The organism is Thermococcus sp. 2319x1 (assembly GCF_001484685.1).
Lineage (GTDB): Archaea > Methanobacteriota_B > Thermococci > Thermococcales > Thermococcaceae > Thermococcus_A.
On record NZ_CP012200.1, the window covers coordinates 382,125 to 397,445 of the forward strand.

The 15,321-nt window shown below is 44.0% G+C and carries 19 protein-coding genes; 14 read left to right on the forward strand and 5 right to left on the reverse strand.

All coding sequences use genetic code 11. The annotated features are described in order from the left end of the window. Window positions 1-2: 2 nt before the first annotated feature. Window positions 3-1,877, reverse strand: coding sequence for a threonine--tRNA ligase (locus ADU37_RS02115; protein ID WP_058946065.1), 1,875 nt, complete (start codon window positions 1,875-1,877; stop codon window positions 3-5). A gap of 122 nt (window positions 1,878-1,999) precedes the next feature. Here ADU37_RS02115 and ADU37_RS02120 point away from each other — a divergent pair, with 122 nt between their 5' ends. From ADU37_RS02120 to ADU37_RS02135, 4 genes are read left to right on the forward strand one after another with little or no spacing between them, the layout of a single operon-like run. Beyond that, window positions 2,000-2,599: an exosome complex RNA-binding protein Csl4 gene (locus tag ADU37_RS02120; protein ID WP_058946066.1), complete on the forward strand. Its 600-nt coding sequence runs from the start codon at window positions 2,000-2,002 to the stop codon at window positions 2,597-2,599. Between the two features lie 10 nt (window positions 2,600-2,609). Beyond that, window positions 2,610-3,239, forward strand: a complete 630-nt coding sequence (locus tag ADU37_RS02125) for a DUF2067 family protein (protein ID WP_058946067.1) — start codon at window positions 2,610-2,612, stop codon at window positions 3,237-3,239. Beyond that, a complete protein-coding gene (locus ADU37_RS02130) occupies window positions 3,229-3,516 on the forward strand; it encodes a DNA-directed RNA polymerase subunit L (RefSeq protein WP_058946068.1) in 288 nt (95 codons plus the stop codon). Before ADU37_RS02125 ends, ADU37_RS02130 begins: the two co-directional genes overlap by 11 nt. 29 nt (window positions 3,517-3,545) lie before the next feature. Continuing rightward, on the forward strand, window positions 3,546-3,932 hold the full coding sequence (locus ADU37_RS02135) for a ribonuclease III family protein (protein ID WP_058946069.1): 387 nt from the start codon (window positions 3,546-3,548) through the stop codon (window positions 3,930-3,932). Here the strand turns inward: ADU37_RS02135 and ADU37_RS02140 are convergent. Beyond that, window positions 3,929-4,735 (reverse strand): sugar phosphate isomerase/epimerase, encoded by an 807-nt coding sequence (locus tag ADU37_RS02140; RefSeq protein ID WP_058947604.1) that lies wholly within the window; start codon window positions 4,733-4,735, stop codon window positions 3,929-3,931. The two genes, ADU37_RS02135 and ADU37_RS02140, sit on opposite strands and share 4 nt — an antisense overlap. Window positions 4,736-4,820: 85 nt before the next feature. On the opposite strand from ADU37_RS02140, the gene sppA reads away from it, so the two are divergent. Genes sppA through ADU37_RS02155 form a run of 3 tightly spaced genes read left to right on the forward strand, consistent with a single transcriptional unit; the run spans window position 4,821 to window position 7,295 of the window. After that, complete coding sequence (gene sppA, locus ADU37_RS02145; protein WP_058946070.1) at window positions 4,821-5,825, forward strand: signal peptide peptidase SppA; 1,005 nt, start codon at window positions 4,821-4,823, stop codon at window positions 5,823-5,825. A 5-nt stretch (window positions 5,826-5,830) separates the two neighbouring features. Next, window positions 5,831-6,301: a PH1570 family protein gene (locus ADU37_RS02150; RefSeq protein ID WP_058946071.1), complete on the forward strand. Its 471-nt coding sequence runs from the start codon at window positions 5,831-5,833 to the stop codon at window positions 6,299-6,301. A gap of 4 nt (window positions 6,302-6,305) precedes the next feature. Beyond that, the gene (locus ADU37_RS02155; protein WP_058946072.1) at window positions 6,306-7,295 is read left to right on the forward strand and encodes an AI-2E family transporter; all 990 of its coding nucleotides are present in this window, start codon (window positions 6,306-6,308) and stop codon (window positions 7,293-7,295) included. Here ADU37_RS02155 and ADU37_RS02160 read toward each other — a convergent pair. After that, window positions 7,292-7,471, reverse strand: coding sequence for a DUF4870 domain-containing protein (locus ADU37_RS02160; RefSeq protein ID WP_238981984.1), 180 nt, complete (start codon window positions 7,469-7,471; stop codon window positions 7,292-7,294). The two genes, ADU37_RS02155 and ADU37_RS02160, sit on opposite strands and share 4 nt — an antisense overlap. A 147-nt stretch (window positions 7,472-7,618) precedes the next feature. Between ADU37_RS02160 and ADU37_RS02165 the strand changes: the two genes are divergently transcribed. From ADU37_RS02165 to ADU37_RS02180, 4 genes are all read left to right on the forward strand, one after another. Next, window positions 7,619-7,861 (forward strand): FeoA domain-containing protein, encoded by a 243-nt coding sequence (locus ADU37_RS02165; RefSeq protein WP_238981985.1) that lies wholly within the window; start codon window positions 7,619-7,621, stop codon window positions 7,859-7,861. Beyond that, on the forward strand, window positions 7,861-9,906 hold the full coding sequence (gene feoB / locus ADU37_RS02170) for a ferrous iron transport protein B (protein ID WP_058946074.1): 2,046 nt from the start codon (window positions 7,861-7,863) through the stop codon (window positions 9,904-9,906). Before ADU37_RS02165 ends, feoB begins: the two co-directional genes overlap by 1 nt. A gap of 12 nt (window positions 9,907-9,918) precedes the next feature. Continuing rightward, window positions 9,919-10,176 carry a helix-turn-helix domain-containing protein gene (locus tag ADU37_RS02175; RefSeq protein ID WP_058946075.1) on the forward strand — a complete coding sequence of 86 codons (258 nt, stop codon included), beginning with the start codon at window positions 9,919-9,921 and terminating at the stop codon, window positions 10,174-10,176. An 81-nt stretch (window positions 10,177-10,257) separates the two neighbouring features. Next, a complete protein-coding gene (locus ADU37_RS02180; protein ID WP_058946076.1) occupies window positions 10,258-11,499 on the forward strand; it encodes a sugar phosphate nucleotidyltransferase in 1,242 nt (413 codons plus the stop codon). Window positions 11,500-11,514: 15 nt separating this feature from the next. Here the strand turns inward: ADU37_RS02180 and ADU37_RS02185 are convergent, their stop codons facing one another. Next, window positions 11,515-12,312 carry a diadenylate cyclase gene (locus ADU37_RS02185; RefSeq protein ID WP_058946077.1) on the reverse strand — a complete coding sequence of 266 codons (798 nt, stop codon included), beginning with the start codon at window positions 12,310-12,312 and terminating at the stop codon, window positions 11,515-11,517. A 135-nt stretch (window positions 12,313-12,447) separates the two neighbouring features. Here ADU37_RS02185 and ADU37_RS02190 point away from each other — a divergent pair, with 135 nt between their 5' ends. From ADU37_RS02190 to cyaB, 3 genes are read left to right on the forward strand one after another with little or no spacing between them, the layout of a single operon-like run. After that, window positions 12,448-12,981 carry a UbiX family flavin prenyltransferase gene (locus ADU37_RS02190; protein WP_058946078.1) on the forward strand — a complete coding sequence of 178 codons (534 nt, stop codon included), beginning with the start codon at window positions 12,448-12,450 and terminating at the stop codon, window positions 12,979-12,981. 1 nt (window position 12,982) lies between these two features. Then, entirely contained in the window at window positions 12,983-13,465 is a 483-nt protein-coding gene (locus tag ADU37_RS02195; protein WP_058946079.1) for an Lrp/AsnC family transcriptional regulator, read from the forward strand. A 1-nt stretch (window position 13,466) separates the two neighbouring features. Next, a complete protein-coding gene (cyaB, locus tag ADU37_RS02200) occupies window positions 13,467-13,976 on the forward strand; it encodes a class IV adenylate cyclase (protein ID WP_058946080.1) in 510 nt (169 codons plus the stop codon). Here cyaB and ADU37_RS02205 read toward each other — a convergent pair. Then, entirely contained in the window at window positions 13,969-15,162 is a 1,194-nt protein-coding gene (locus tag ADU37_RS02205; protein ID WP_058946081.1) for a redox-regulated ATPase YchF, read from the reverse strand. The genes cyaB and ADU37_RS02205 overlap by 8 nt on opposite strands. Window positions 15,163-15,321 lie beyond the last annotated feature (159 nt).

Below are 15,321 nucleotides of genomic sequence, written 5' to 3' on the forward strand. Positions count from 1 at the left end.
AATCATCCTCTGAACCTCGGCCTCATGCTTACAAGCAAAGGCAATGGCCTTGGTTTGTAGGGGAACCCTTCCGTCTTCTGTTTTATCTCTTTTATTAAGTCTTCAATGTGCATCTCTTGTTGTTCGCCTTCTCTTCTTCTAACTGTTATTACCCCCATTCTCTTTTCGTTTTCACCGACGACGACTATGTAGGGTATCCATTCTTTCTCTGCTTCCCTTATCTTCTTGTTAAGTCTTTCGTTTCTATCGTCGACATCGGCTCTTATCTTTGCCCCTTCGAGCTTTCCAGCAACGTAGAGGGCATAATCGAGGTACTTGTCGCTAACGGGGATAACCCTAACCTGAATTGGACTTAGCCAGAGCGGATACATGGGCTTTTTGCCCTCCTTCATGAGCCTTGCTTGCTTTTCGAGTATAGCGTACATCACCCTCTCTATTGCACCGCTCGGTGAGCAGTGGAGTATTAGTGGGTACTTTTCTTCCCCGTTCTCGTCGTAGTAGGTTATACCAAATCTCTGGGCGTTTTCCACATCTATCTGCACTGTACTTAGCGCTGCAGCCTTGTCGAGGTTATCGACGAAGTTGAACTCGAACTTGAGGATGAAGTAAAAGAACCTCTGCTTCCACATCTCGATTAAGACAGGCTTTCCGATTATCCTTGCGAGCTCTACTATGAAGTCCTTATTCTCATTCCAGAAGTCTTCTGTGAATCTTATTGCTACCTCATAGTCTTCCGGAGTTAATCCAACTCCCTTGAGGACTTCCATACTGAGCTTATACTGCTTCTTGAACTCTTCCATTGCTTGCTGTAGGTCTTTGGCTACCGTGTGCATATCGGGCATTGTAAATGCCCTAAGCCTTCTCAAGCCGGATAGCTCACCGCGTTTTTCCCTTCTAAATGAATATCTCGTAAGTTCATACATTCTAAGCGGTAAATGACGGTAGCTGATTGTGGCGTCCTTCTTTATGAGGAACTGCCCAAAGCAGGCTGCAAACCTAAGGAAGAACTTCTTATCGCCGCTTTTTACTATGTACTGCCTTGCTGGAAATCTGTTGAGGTACTTCTCAAGTGCCGGGTGCTCAAAGTCATACATAATTGGTGTTTCAACTTCCATTGCTCCATATTCAATAACTTTCTCCGTTACATAGTTCTCAAGAAGGGACTTTATGAGCCTTCCTTTTGGATAGTAGCGGAGGTTTCCGGGGTCGCTGCCCTCTTCATAGTCCACAAGCTCCTGTTCGAGCATTATTTTCACATGGGGAGGCTCTTCCGTTGCAACCCTGCTCTTGCTTATCTCATAGTTTGCAAACTTTTTGAGGTTCTCATAGCCAGAGAAGTCAAACTTGTCCACCTCAACGAGCTCTCCCTCGGGTGTGAGGATGTACCAGTAGCTGACGAGCTCCTCTTCCTTCTTGAGGGCCTCTGGCACCTCTTCCTCCTTCTTTGCTTCACCCGGTATAATTGTCCTTGAAAGCTCTGCCAGGGGATGGCCTTTACAACTGAGCTTAAATGCCTTATAATAGCCAAATGGTGCCCTCTTAACGTTGTAATCCTTCTCTTTAAGCTTTTCTTCGATCTCCTTGAGTATTTTTAATGCGATGTCTGGAGAAGCGAGCTCACTGCTTAGATGGGCGAAGGGATAAACGAAAATATTCTTTGTTTTCACCTGAGAAGCAACGTCCTCTATCTCTTTAACAGCCTTTTCAACAACTTCCTCCGGATTTTGCTCATCTACCTTCTCCACGCTTATAAAGACAGCAAGAACTTCATCAAGCCTGCCTTTCTTCTGTTCTTCACTTATCTCCTCGGGTTTTTTCAAGGCTTTATCCTTTACCTCATACTCAAGGTAGTCACTGTGTATCAGGAGCATTCTCATTTATACCACCACCTCATTCTACTCGGCAAAACTACATAAAAGTTGCCATCAACCTTTTTATAGCCTTTCCCAATCCATAAACTTAAAAGTTCAGAATAGCTAAGTTCAGTGGTGGTGGGTGGATGGATAAAAAAGAAAAGAAAAGGGTAAAAGATGGAGATATAGTTCTTCCGGGGGATTATCTTGGTGTTATTGAGGAGTTTCTTCCCGGTGAGGGTATAATAGAGGAGAATGGGGAGCTCTATGCCGCAAGGGCTGGAAGAGTAAGGATAAACCCCGAGAAGATTGAAATATCCGTGGAGCCATTAACCGATACCCCACCCCTCCCACAGGTGGGGGATGTTGTAATAGCGAGGGTTATAGAGGTAAAGCCCCAGGCAGCTATAGTCCAGTTGCTTAAAATTGAGGGTAGAAAGGGGTACAGGGAGATAGCAACGTCAAAACTTGCTGGAATACATATCTCTCAAGTTAGGGATGGATACGTGGAGTCAATGAGCAACGAGTTCAAAATTGGGGACATTGTTAGGGCGAGGGTATTAACGAATGGGAAGAGCCCTATACAGCTCACCACAAAAGCCGCTGATCTGGGAGTCGTTTATGCTCTCTGTTCTTCATGCAGGACTCCTTTAGTGAGGAGGGGAAACGTGCTCATATGTCCAAAATGCGGGAGAACAGAGACAAGAAAGCTTTCAACCTACTATAGGAAGCTGAAGCTGGAGTAAGGTGTAGAAAATGAAAGCCAAGAAGGTTATGGTTATTCATGTTAGAGATGAGGTTGAAAAGGAGGAACTCATGAAAGAGCTGCAGAAACTCGAACTTCCCGCCTTTGTTTACGTCCATGGTAGGTTGAATTCCCTCAAAATAAACATCCAGGGAACCAAGGACGAGATAAGGGAAGCCATGCAGAAGATTAGAGAGATTCACCAGAGGGTGCGCTCCCGTCTGTACCCCGATAGAAGAGGGTTTTATCAGTACAACATCGATGATATTTTCAGGGAAGCCGGGACAAGCGTTTCGGTTCCCGTTCTCCTAAAGACCCTTGAGCTTCTTGGGGAAAAAGCTGAGCTTAGGGACAATAGAGTTATAAGCTCCCTTCCGTGGAATGAGATTGTAGAACTAACTAAAAAACTCGGGGAAGCATTAAGCGAGATAGCTTTACAGACTACGAGGCAGATAAGGGAAGTTGTGTTGCCTATAGCTGTAGCTTTTGAACTTGAGCCGGAGGAGGTTTTGGATATAGCCCTTGAACTGGGGGTTGCGGAGTACAGGGAGGATAAATTTAAATATGAACTCATCAAGAATAAGGAGCAGGCTCTTGAGATAATGTTGAAAAAACTGACAGGTGGGGAAAATGAAGATTGAAGTCATAAAGCGTGAAGAGAACCTGCTTGAATTTTACCTTGTGGGGGAAGATCACACGTTTGCAAACTTACTCACTGAAGTGCTTCATGAAAACAAACACGTCATATTTGCCGCATACACCATAGAGCATCCAGTTCTCATGGCAAAAAAGCCGAGGTTCAGAGTTACCACCGATGGAAAAATAACCCCCGAAAAGGCTTTAGAAGAAGCTGCCCAGAAAATCTTTGATAGGGCAAAGGAAGTTCTTGAGGCTTGGGAAAAGGCAATAAAGAAGTAACCTCCTTTTTAATTTTGTGAGGGTAAGGAATGGAGAATTCAATGAACTTTAACGACAAGAACCTTTCAAAGTTTGGGGATTCGCTTGTCAATTTTATATTCTCCCTCGCGTTAAGCGAGTACCTCGGCTATCCCAGTGCTGGGAGAGTGCCAAACGCATCGTTGAGCATCGCTCTTGAGAAGGCCAAGCTCTTAAGCTATGTGCCGCCAAGAACAGACAAACATGGAAGGGGCGATATCGCCGAGGCAATTTTAGCCTACGCTTGGCTTAAGGGGAAAATAACCATAGAAGAAGCTGTATCAATTCTCAAGAAGAATTTTACTCCAGATGTTCTCCACCCTTCCAGAAAGAAAGAAATAATCGGCAATGCTTTTGGAGAGCTTTTAAAGATAATAAAAGAAAGACTGGAGCTTTAAATTCTGGTAAGGAGTTCTATCAATCCTCTCTTTGAGGGAAGCTTTGCGAAGGTGTCGGGATCTTTGACTTTGAGCAATAACGGCACATCACCGAAAAGCTTTAGCACCTTTCCGAAGGGGATTTTTCCTTCTCCAGGCATCAGGTGAAGATCCCCAACGCCATACGCCAGGGCATCCTCTGACTCTACCTGTGGGAAGAGCTTTCCGAAGTTATCGTGAATCATTAGAATTACCGTCTTCTCAGTTCCAAGCTTTACGTCTTCTAAAAATCTGTTCTCATCCCCCTGGGCACTTAGAAAAGCATGCCCTAAATCGAGGGCGAAGCCCACGTTTTCCCTGTTAACGCTTTCAACAACGTAAAGTGTGTCTTTAACGCTGTAGGTGTTTTCGAGGGCAATCTTAATTCCAAAGTTTTTCGCCATCTCAGCCAGCTGTTGAAGGGCCTCTATCTCTAAGTCGAGCCTCCCTGTGCGGCCGCTTTGCATGACCACTATCTTTGAGCCGAGCTTTATTGCCACATCGATTATGGCTTTGGCTACTTTAAAGTGTCTGCCGTAGTATACGCTGTCCCTCAAATTCACTGAGGTGGGCATTCTAATTGTGTAGTTTATTCCAACCCCCCTTAGAGCATTTTCTATTGAGCGCAGGTTTTTCTCTATTACCTGTCCGTTTTTTATTAGGCCAAGTGTATGGGGGAATATCTGGACGAAATCATACTCCTTAATCTTCAGCTCTGCCAAAACGGAAGGTAAGCCCTTCCCTTTGTTCACAAAGTGGGGATAAATACTTACACCTATCTCCATGTCGTACACCTTTTTGCTTTTGCTAGAGATTATGGGAACACCAAATTTAAAAGTTTCCAAAGCCATTTCACTTTAGGTGATTCTGATGGAGAGAGAAATATGGAAGTATCTCAGCTTCATCCTCACGCTCCTTCTAGCTTTAGCAACGGTTGCGGGGGTTTTACTCTACACCCAAAACACTGAATTACAGAAAGTCCTTCAAGAGAAGAATTTTACAGTGGTTTACAACGAGACTGTAAAGGAGGTAGAGAGCAACGCCACTTTAGCACTTCAAGCAAAAATAGAAGAGCTTCGGAGGGAGATTGAATACCTAAAGAGTCAGATGAGAGGAAATGTGAGCGAAGAAACTAACGTAACCGTGGCGATACTGCCCATTGTGGGTCCAATTGATGAAACCACTGCTCTGGATGTGATTTCTAAAATCAGGGAGATAAGGAAGGATGAGAACATTAGGGGAGTTGTCCTGTGGATTGAAAGTCCCGGAGGCTATGTAGGGCCGGTCATAACCATTTACAAAGAGCTGAAAAAATTATCGTATGAAAAGCCGATAGTTGCTTATACCGGGGGCATGGCTGCTTCAGGAGGTTATTTCCTTGCGTGTGCCGCTGATAAGATAATAGCCGACCCCCTTGCGGAGGTTGGGAGCATCGGCGTTCTTTACGTCCACTATAACCTGGAGCAAAACTACGTTCAAAACGGCATCAAGGTGAACGTGTTCAAGACGGGTAAATACAAAGACACGGGTGCGGAGTGGAGAGACCTCACGGATGAGGAAAGAGAAATGATAAAGAGGACAATATATACATACTTTGAGTACTTCCTTCAGGTTGTTAGCGAGGGGAGAAAGCTTGACATGAACATGACGAGGGAATACGGCGACGGAAGGGTTTGGTTTGCAAGCGATGTTAAGGGAATCCTAATCGACGACACCGGTGACCTGGACTATGCGATAAAAATCCTTGAAGGCATTATCGGCGTGAAGAGTGCAAACGTTGTGCTTTATGATGCCCAAAAGACAGACTTTGGTATTTATGAGAGCTCTTCACTTTACATGCCCCCCAATTACATCGCCTCCTATATAAGGAGGTGATGCGGATGCAGTGTGAAGAGCACCTCGAGGTATTTGAGAACGGCTTTGAAGACGGAAAATTTAACCTGAGAATTGAATACTATGGGGGAGATGCGAGAAAAGTTCTGCTGTCCATTATCTATGAGCTCTATCAGCCCATATACGGCAGCGAATACGTGTATCCCTTTGAATGTGCCAAGGAGTTCTGGGGAATCTTTATGGATTACAGCGAGGTTGTTCCAGAAGAGCTTAGATTGAGCAGGCCCAAGTTCGTTAACCAGGCTTTGATTGATAGGGCAGAGAGTCTACTAAAGGAGATAGAGGCTCCAGAGGATGTGAAGGGCCTTGTTGACATCAAGAGTGCGGAGATATACAAGCTAAAGGATGGGCTTTTGATCGTTGGGAAAAATTTCTTGCTTGATGAAGCTAGAAAAACCCTGTTTGTATTTAACAAGCCCCAGGCTAAGGATTTGATTCTCAAATACCTTAGGGGATGATTGCATGAAGACTGAGCACATAGTCTGGATTGCCGTCTCTCTTTTGATTCTTTTCATTGTATGGAGAACCGTGGAACCTCTTATCACCCCGATAATCTATGCCTTAACGGTAGCATACATTCTTCATCCCCTCCATGAAAGGCTTGCAAAGAAGCTTGATACCAGAAAGTCTGCCATATTGCTATCGGCTCTGATGACCTTGCTGGTGATTGGATTTATATTTGGTATAGTGCTGTGGTTTAGGGATGTGACCAGATCGTTGGTGATATACATAAACGAGGCACTCAGCTGGTTTTTGTCCTTAAACCTTCCTCCGGATATAGAACAATCGGCTGCGATTTTGATTGAAAGGGTTTCGGAGAAGATGAGCGAATACCTTCTCAACTACACCTTATCCATACCCAAGTTACTTCTTCAAGCTGTTGTGTTCATAGCGGTCTTTTATGGAATACTCGTCCACTCCAGGGCTTTGTCTGAAGAGCTTTACGCATTACTGCCCGAGGAGAGGAGAGATTTGGGTGTGGAGCTAATAGAAAAGGGAAAAGAGACGTTAAATGCTATTTTGAGGACTTGGCTTATGCTGAGCATCTTTAAAGGCTTTCTGCTAACCTTGGGCTTTTATGTCTTTGGAGTAACGAACCTTAGTGGGGCAATTGCGGCTGGAATATTCTGTGTTATCCTTGAGCTCCTACCCGTTATCGGAGGATGGATAGTGTGGATAGCCGGGGCCATATATCTATTTACTCAGGGAAATATCTTTGCGGGGGTTATGCTCTCAGTATATGGTGTAATTTTGATTTCCCCCGGCCCGGATATTACGATTAGGCCAAAACTTGTTGCAGAAGGGGCAAAAATCAATCCTGCTCTTGCTCTGGTGGGGATATTTGGTGGAATAATGGGCTTTGGGATAAAAGGCTTAATAATTGGCCCCGTAGCTCTGGGCTTGCTTTCAACACTGCTGGAAGAGTGGAAAGAACAAAAGAGAAAGGGCTAAATGTTAAAGCTCTTTACCTGCTTTTCCGCTATTTCTCCCACTATTGGGAATTTGTAGTATTCACCTTGGTAAGCCTTTACCATGCCGAGTATCCATAGGATGAGTCCCACCAGTGTTACCAATGACCCGAGTATCCAGCCAAAAAACGGAATGGCTCCAAATATTATGTCAATCACCGTTCTTTTTTATATGTAATAATAGCACCCTTAAGAGGGCATACTAGAACCATTTCTCTTTGATGTTCAAACTTTTTTGGAGTTTTAGACTCACCAAATCTTTTTAAGGCAGTCTATACATCTCATAAACGAAATTAGGTTTGCCTAATGGTGATGCTCATGTATGTGCAGTTAACTCAGATGCGCGATAGGGAGAGAGGCGTTGTGGTTGACATCCAAGGGGGGCATAGGGTTAGGCAGAGGCTCTTGGGGATGGGAATAGCCCCCGGAACGAAGATTTTTGTGGTCAAATCAGGCAATCCGGGGCCTTATATAATCGCAATTGGAAATACCCGCATAGCTCTGGGAAAAGGGGTGGCGGAGAAGATCATAGTTAGGAGGGAGCTTTGATGAGCTCTTGCTGCAATATTGAGAAAGTCCCCGTGGAAAAGAAAAAGGGCTTGAAGGTCATTGCACTGGCCGGTAACCCAAACGTTGGGAAAACTACGATCTTCAATGCCCTAACTGGTCTTAGACAGCACGTGGGGAACTGGCCTGGAGTGACGGTTGAAAAGAAAGAGGGAATAATGAAGTACCGGGAGAAGGAATTTTTAGTAGTAGACCTTCCGGGAACGTATTCTCTTACCGCAAATTCTATAGACGAGCTCATTGCGAGAAATTTTATTCTCAATGGGAATGCGGATGTTATTGTGGATATAGTCGATGCCTCCTGTCTTATAAGGAACCTCTTTTTGACGATGGAGATTTTTGAAATGGGAGTCAAAAACGTTGTTATTGCTCTGAATAAGATTGACATTGCAAGAAAAAGGGGAGTTCACTTTGATGTTAAGAAAATGGAAAAAGTTCTTGGGGTTCCTGTGGTTCCAACAAATGCTAAAGAAGGGGAAGGACTGGAAGAATTGAAAAGAACCATAGCCAATATGGCAGAGGGAAAAATAACGGCCAACCCCGTAATACCCGTATATGAAGAACCAATAGAAAGGGAGATAGAGCACATCTCCAGCCTTTTGAGAGAAACTCCGTTGGAGGAAATGTACAACATCAGATGGCTGGCAATAAAGCTCCTCACTAGAGACCAAGAAGTAATAAAGCTTGTCTTGAATTATCTCGGCCCGGGAAAAATGGATGAAATACTTAAGCATATAAGCGAGCTGGAGGTTTATTATAAGCGCTCCCTTGACGTAGTGATAGCGAATCAGAAGTACGAGTTTATAGATGATCTTATGCACCAATTCGTCACTCACTTTGGAGAAGTCAAAGAAACTCTGAGTGATCAGATAGATGGAATTCTCACTCACCCAGTTTATGGACTTTTGGGACTTTTGGGGGTATTCTACGTTCTGTTCAAGTTTGTGTTCACAATAGGCACACCCATGCAGGAGTTTCTGGACAATGCCTTTGCATCACTCGGTGAATTTGTTGCTGGATTCATTGGGAATGAAACATTAAGAGGATTAATTGTCGATGGAGTCATAGGTGGTGTTGGTTCGGTTTTGAGTTTTTTCCCATTGGTTTTCTTGCTGTTTATTGCAATGTCAGTTCTCGAGGACAGCGGGTATATGGCTAGAGCGGCTGTCGTCATGGAAAGGATAATGAGGAAGTTTGGTCTTCCGGGAAAGAGCTTTATCCCGATGGTTTTGGCATTTGGATGCAACGTTCCAGCTATAATGGCAACAAGAACGTTAGAAGACGAAAGGGATAGAATATTAACCATGCTGGTAAATCCACTTGTCCCCTGCAGTGCAAGGATGGTCGTCATAACTTTCCTAGCCGGGGCATTCTTTGGCGACCATAAAGTCCTCGTAGCGGTGGGCATATATGCAATTTCCCTCTTTCTCGCTCTACTTTCGGCTTTAATCCTTGGAAAATTTGTTGTTAAAGGGGAGGAGAGCCCGTTCGTAATGGAACTTCCCGAGTATTCTCTTCCATCATGGAAAGTTGCGGTAGTGCATTCATGGGAGAGAAGCAAGGAATTTCTAAGGAAAGCTGGTACAGTAATTTTACTTGGCTCTGTGGCGATATGGTATCTAAGCACTTATCCCGAACCCGTAGGTAGCGGCTTGAGTTATGCAGAAAAGCTTGGAAAGGTTTTTGAGCCTTTTACACTGCTCATGGGTCTCGACTGGAAAGCAGCCGTGAGCTTGATCTTTGGGATAATAGCCAAGGAGAACGTTATTGCAACATATGGCATAATATATGGCATAGGAGAAAGCGAAGAGGCTCTCATATCGCTGATGCAGAGTGCCATGACTCCCCTACAAGCGTTTGTCTTAGCCTTGGTGACCACTTTGTATATTCCGTGTATAGCCACAATAGGGGCAATAAGAGCCGAAGGAGGGAGTAAGTGGGCTTTGGTGGCCTCTCTCTACAACCTTTTGCTTGCGAGCTTGGTCGGCATACTCGTTTACAACATTGGTCTCTTGCTTGGGTTTTGATGGGTGAAGCGGATGGGAAAACTCGATGATGTGCTGGAATTGATAAAGAATGGGGTAAGAACATCCAAGGAAATAGCTGAAAGGCTCAACCTTACAGTTGATGAGGTTGAAGGAATAATAAAAATCCTGAAAAGCCTGGGCTACGTGGAAAAAGTCGAGATGGGTTCTTCGTGCCAGAGTTGTCCCCTAAAGAAAATTTGTCCGGGCAGTTGTGTAGTGTTTAAAGGCAGCCTCTATGAGCTCAAGAAGGATGACGAAAAGAATACATAGGCTGAAAAGCCGTTCATTGAGGGAATATTTAATCCACGTAAAATATTTAAGGCGATGGCCTAATGTATTATTGGTGATACTATGAAAGCGGTTATTCTTGCCGGTGGTTTTGGAACAAGATTAAGGCCACTCTCTTCAACCAGACCAAAGCCCATGATCCCGGTTCTTGGCAAGCCAAATCTCCAGTACATACTCGAAAGCTTGGAGAAGATAAAGGAGATCGACGAGGTTGTCCTTTCGGTCCACTATATGAGGGGAGAGATCAGGGAATTTATAGAGGACAAGATGAGCGATTACCCGAAGGATATTAGGTTTGTCAATGATCCAATGCCCTTAGAGACAGGAGGGGCCCTTAAGAACATTGAGGAGTTTGTAGGCGAGGAGTTTTTGGTTATTTATGGAGACGTGTTTACTAACTTCAACTTTGAAGAGCTCATAAAAGCACACAGAGAGAACGAAGGGCTTGTAACGGTGGCACTTACAAAGGTCTATGATCCAGAAAAATACGGTGTGGTCGTTACAGACGAAGAAGGAAAGATAATTGATTTTGAAGAAAAGCCCCTGAAGCCCAAGAGCAACATTGTGGATGCTGGAATTTACATGGTCAACAAAGATGTTTTGAAGGAGATACCCAAAGGAAAAGAAATATACTTTGAGAGAGAAGTACTTCCAAGGCTTGTAAGTCAGGGTCAGGTTTATGGATACATGATGCCGAGAGAAAACTACTGGGTCGACTTAGGAACTCCGGAAGATTTCTTCTATGCCCACCAAGTTGCGCTGGATGAGATAGCTAAAAATAACGGTTATTACACAGTAAAAGAGGGAGCCGAAGTGCCAGAGGACGTCGAGATACAAGGGCCGGTGTACATTGACAGAGGCGTCAAAGTAGGACATGGAGTCAAAATCAAGGCCTACACTTACATAGGGCCGAACACAATTATAGAGGACAAGGCATACCTCAAGAGGTCAGTACTCCTAGGACACGATATAATAAGGGAGAGAAGCGAGCTGAAGGACTCAATTCTTGGAGAAGGTGTCGTAGTTGGCAGAAATGTTATCCTAAAAGAGAACGCAGTAATTGGGGACTACGCAAGAATTTATGATAATCTCGTAATATATGGGGCGAAGGTACTCCCATGGAAGAAAGTTGAGGAGTACGAAGCATACCTAAAGATAAGACTCGATCCGACCAAAGTAAGGCCAGAGCTTACTCCAGAAAGGTGTCCTCTCGGGTTACCAGAGTGTATATACTCAAAGTTCAAGGCAATAGCAGCGGAAAAGCCACCATGTGATGAGTGTATAGAAAACCAGTGGCTCTTCTGACCCTTTATTCTTTATTTAATGCAGTCTTGGGTTATACTCGAAGATTATCTTTCCATCTTTGAAGACCCTCACTATCCCACTCTCCGAGACCGTTATTGCTATTGCTTTGGTAACTTTTGAAATTCCCGCCGCTGCTAAGTGTCTACTTCCCAATCCGGAAGGAATGTTCACGCTTACTTTCTTAAAATCAATATCCAAATACCTTCCTGCGCATAATACCCTACCCGACTTGCTTATGACAAAAGCTCCATCTAAGAAGGCGAATTCCTTTATGATCTCTTTACTCCCCTTATCAAAGATGTTTATCTTGTATCCCTTAAAGGGATTTGGCACCATCTGGTGAGAATGCTTGATAACGTTTTGCGTATCCCCTATTACGAATATAGTCCCTATTGGCTTTCCTTCCCTGCCCTCAAGGCTAAGCTCTATGGCAAGCTCAAGAACCTCTTGGAAAACATGTTCAATTTGGGAAAAAAACTCGTCTTTAACCTCTACGGCCTTTTTGGCCTTTCTAATGCCCAGTGTGGATGGGGTCACGTATATGAACGTTTCTCCCTCTTTGATTATTCCCTCGGCTATCATAAAGCTCGAAGCTAAATTCACGAGATTCTTGGTTCCCATTGAGAGGGGAAGAGAGAGGGTTTTAAGGCTGTGTTGTTTGCTCGTTTCTCTTCCTACTAAAAGGGTTGGTATATTTATTTTTGGGGGCTTTTTTAGTTCTATGCCTATGACAACTAAGGCTTTGATATCCAGAACCTCCGTGAGCTCCAGGGCTTTTTTGAGAAGAACCTCTGCGTAGTCATTTCCCTTCATCTTTACACCTGAGTGTAAATATGGACAACTCAACCTTATAAACATTGTTTCGAAAAGCAATGCATCCGTTATGAAATTCACAACAAAGTATTTTTAAGTACCTGAACGTAAAAGCACTCAAAACGGTGAAGGGTTATGAGAATCGTGGTTGCCATTACTGGGGCAAGTGGGGTTATTTACGGGGTTCGGTTAATTGAGGTTCTAAAAGAGTTGGGACATGAGGTCATTAGCGTTGCCTCAGAGACGGCTTTGAAGGTTATAAAATATGAAGTGGGAGTTGACTTTAAGCCTGACTTCAGAGAGAATGACCTCTTTGCACCAATAGCCTCCGGTTCTTATGGGTTTGATGCCCTTGTTGTGGCTCCGTGTTCAATGAAAACGCTGAGTGCCATAGCTAATGGGTATGCCGATAACCTTATTACGAGGGCTGCAGACGTTGCTCTAAAAGAACGAAGGAAGGTAGTATTGCTGATAAGAGAGACTCCTTTAAACTTGGTGCATATCCAAAACATGTTGAGGGTTACCCAAGCAGGAGCTATTGTTATGCCAGCATCTCCAGGTTATTACCATAAGCCTAAAAATTTAGACGACATCGTTAATTTTATAATTGGAAAAATTTTAGATGCTCTCAGCATACCCCATAATTTGTACAAACGATGGGGTGAGTAGGATGATGTATTTAGACGATTTAGATAGGGCGATTTTAAAGGTGCTCAAGGAAGATGCTCGGTTAACAATCTCCGAGGTTAGTGAGAGGCTGGGCAAGCCTGAATCTACTATACACTTCAGAATAAAGAAGCTCATTGAGAGAGGGATTATAGAAAAATACACGATAGTCCTAGGTGAAGTCGCAAGGCCCAAGGAGGTTGCCTTTGTAGTCTTGGAGATAGAAAAGCCGATAATAGAGGATTTCTTAGGCAGATACCTTGAGTATGTATCAAAAAACCTGGCAAATCTTCCCAATGTCCTCTTGGTGGCAAAAACCGAGGATGAGCGGATAGTGGCTCTCATTGGAGCAGAAACAAAAAAGGAGTTGAATGAGTTCATTGAGGAAAACATAAAAAGCATACCGAGCGTACGGGAGATTGTAGTTTACCCAATAGAGGAGTTCAAAAAGGGAGAGGAAATTAAGGGGTTGCTCTTAGGGGTTTAAAATGGAAGTTGAAGTGAAGTTCAGGGTTCTCTTCGATGAAACAAAGAAGAAGATAGAGAAACTGGGGGCTGAACTGGTTAGAGAAGAAGTTCAGGAGGATCTCTACTTTGATATTCCTCTCCCCAACCTTCTTCGCATTAGGCGTATTGTAAATACAGGTGAAATAATCCTGGGATACAAGGAGATCAAAGACCAGAAAAATGAGGAATTTGACGAGATAGAGGTAGAAGTGAAGGATTTTGACAAAATCAGGGAGATTTTGAGGCGCTTGGGGTTCAAAGAGGATGTATGGGTTAAGAAACACCGGCATGTGTACAGACTTGGCAACGTTACCTTTGAGCTAAATCGGGTTGAGGGGCTCGGGGATTTTCTGGATATAGAGGTCATAAGCGATGACGTGGAAGAAGCGAAAAGGAAAATATGGGAGGTTGCGAGGGAACTTGAATTAAAAGAGGAAGATGTCGAGCCAAGGCTCTACCAGGAGCTTATAAAAGAAAAGGGATCTACCTAGCGGTGGCAACTATCTTTATGATGTCGTTGAACTCAAGCTGGTAATCTTCCCCAATCCTTCTGTGGGTTTTGGCATTGATGGCATAAAGGAAGGTCTTCCCCAAATCGGTGTGCACTTTAAACGCAAGGTCTCTCGGTGTTGAGCCCTTCTTCATTAAGAACACATGCGGCAGAACGTTTCCAAATTGATCTGTTAGCTTGTGCTCATCCTCCACGGGATAAACTGGAATTAGTTGAAGGAGTCCAAAAACTGCTCTGTTTATCACCTCCTGAACTCCGGTAGATCCGAATCTGTTGAGCACCTTCTCCCTGATTAGCTCCAACCCGTGCTTTTGCTTTTCGTTCAAAGGCTTTAAGATTTTAAAATCCCCCGACCCCGGGATGTAGTCAATGTACCCTGCTTTAGCGGCTTTTCTGAGTGTTAGCTCGGCAGCTGCCGAAGTAGGCACTACTATGTATCCCCTTTTCTCACCTTCTCTTATTAATCGTTTTATCTGCTCATCGTCGGCAGCGTCGGCTTTGTTTGCGGCTATGATTATGGGCTTGTTTATCTTTCTAAGTTCTCTAACAAAGTTAAAGAGCTCTTCCTCGCTCCATTTTGTTGGGTCATCGCTCAAATTTACCCTGTGCATGGCACCGAGTACGTCATCTTCACTAACCCCAATTCCAGTAAGCTGCTCAGCTATTGCCTTGGAAAGCTTTAAACCCTGCATTTTTATCCTCTTGGCAAACTTCTCCCAGTTTTTTCTTAGAATTCCGTATATCCAGTAGTCTATTTCTTTCTCCAAAAATTCTATATCCTCGACGGGATCGTGGTAATCAGTTGGTTGTCCTTCGGCATCGGTTTTTCCGGTTGCATCAACCACATGTATTAAAGCGGATGCCATCCTTAAGTCGTCTAAGAACTTGTTCCCCAAACCCCTCCCCTCATGAGCTCCGGGTACTAATCCAGCAACGTCTATCATCTTTATTGGAATTAGGGCAATTCCGTCTTGGTACTGATAGTTCTGTGGATTTGGAGTGCAGTTGAGCTCTTTGCATGGATGCTCCGCGGTTGCGTAGCTAACTCCTATGTTGGCCTCTATTGTTGTGAAAGGATAATTCGCTATTTGCACATCCACAAGCGTGGCAGCGGCGAAAAATGTGGACTTCCCCACGTTTGGCTTTCCTACAACCCCAATTTCCATGCTATCACCTCAGAGTATTGTGAATTCCCCATTTTTCATAACAGACAGTCGTAATGGTTCAAAGCTGGAGCATCGTTGTCGTAATTTGCTCCTATAGTGGTTCTTTTACTGTCTCTTCCTAATTAATGCCGTAAGCTTCTATAACGGCTCTCCCTGCGT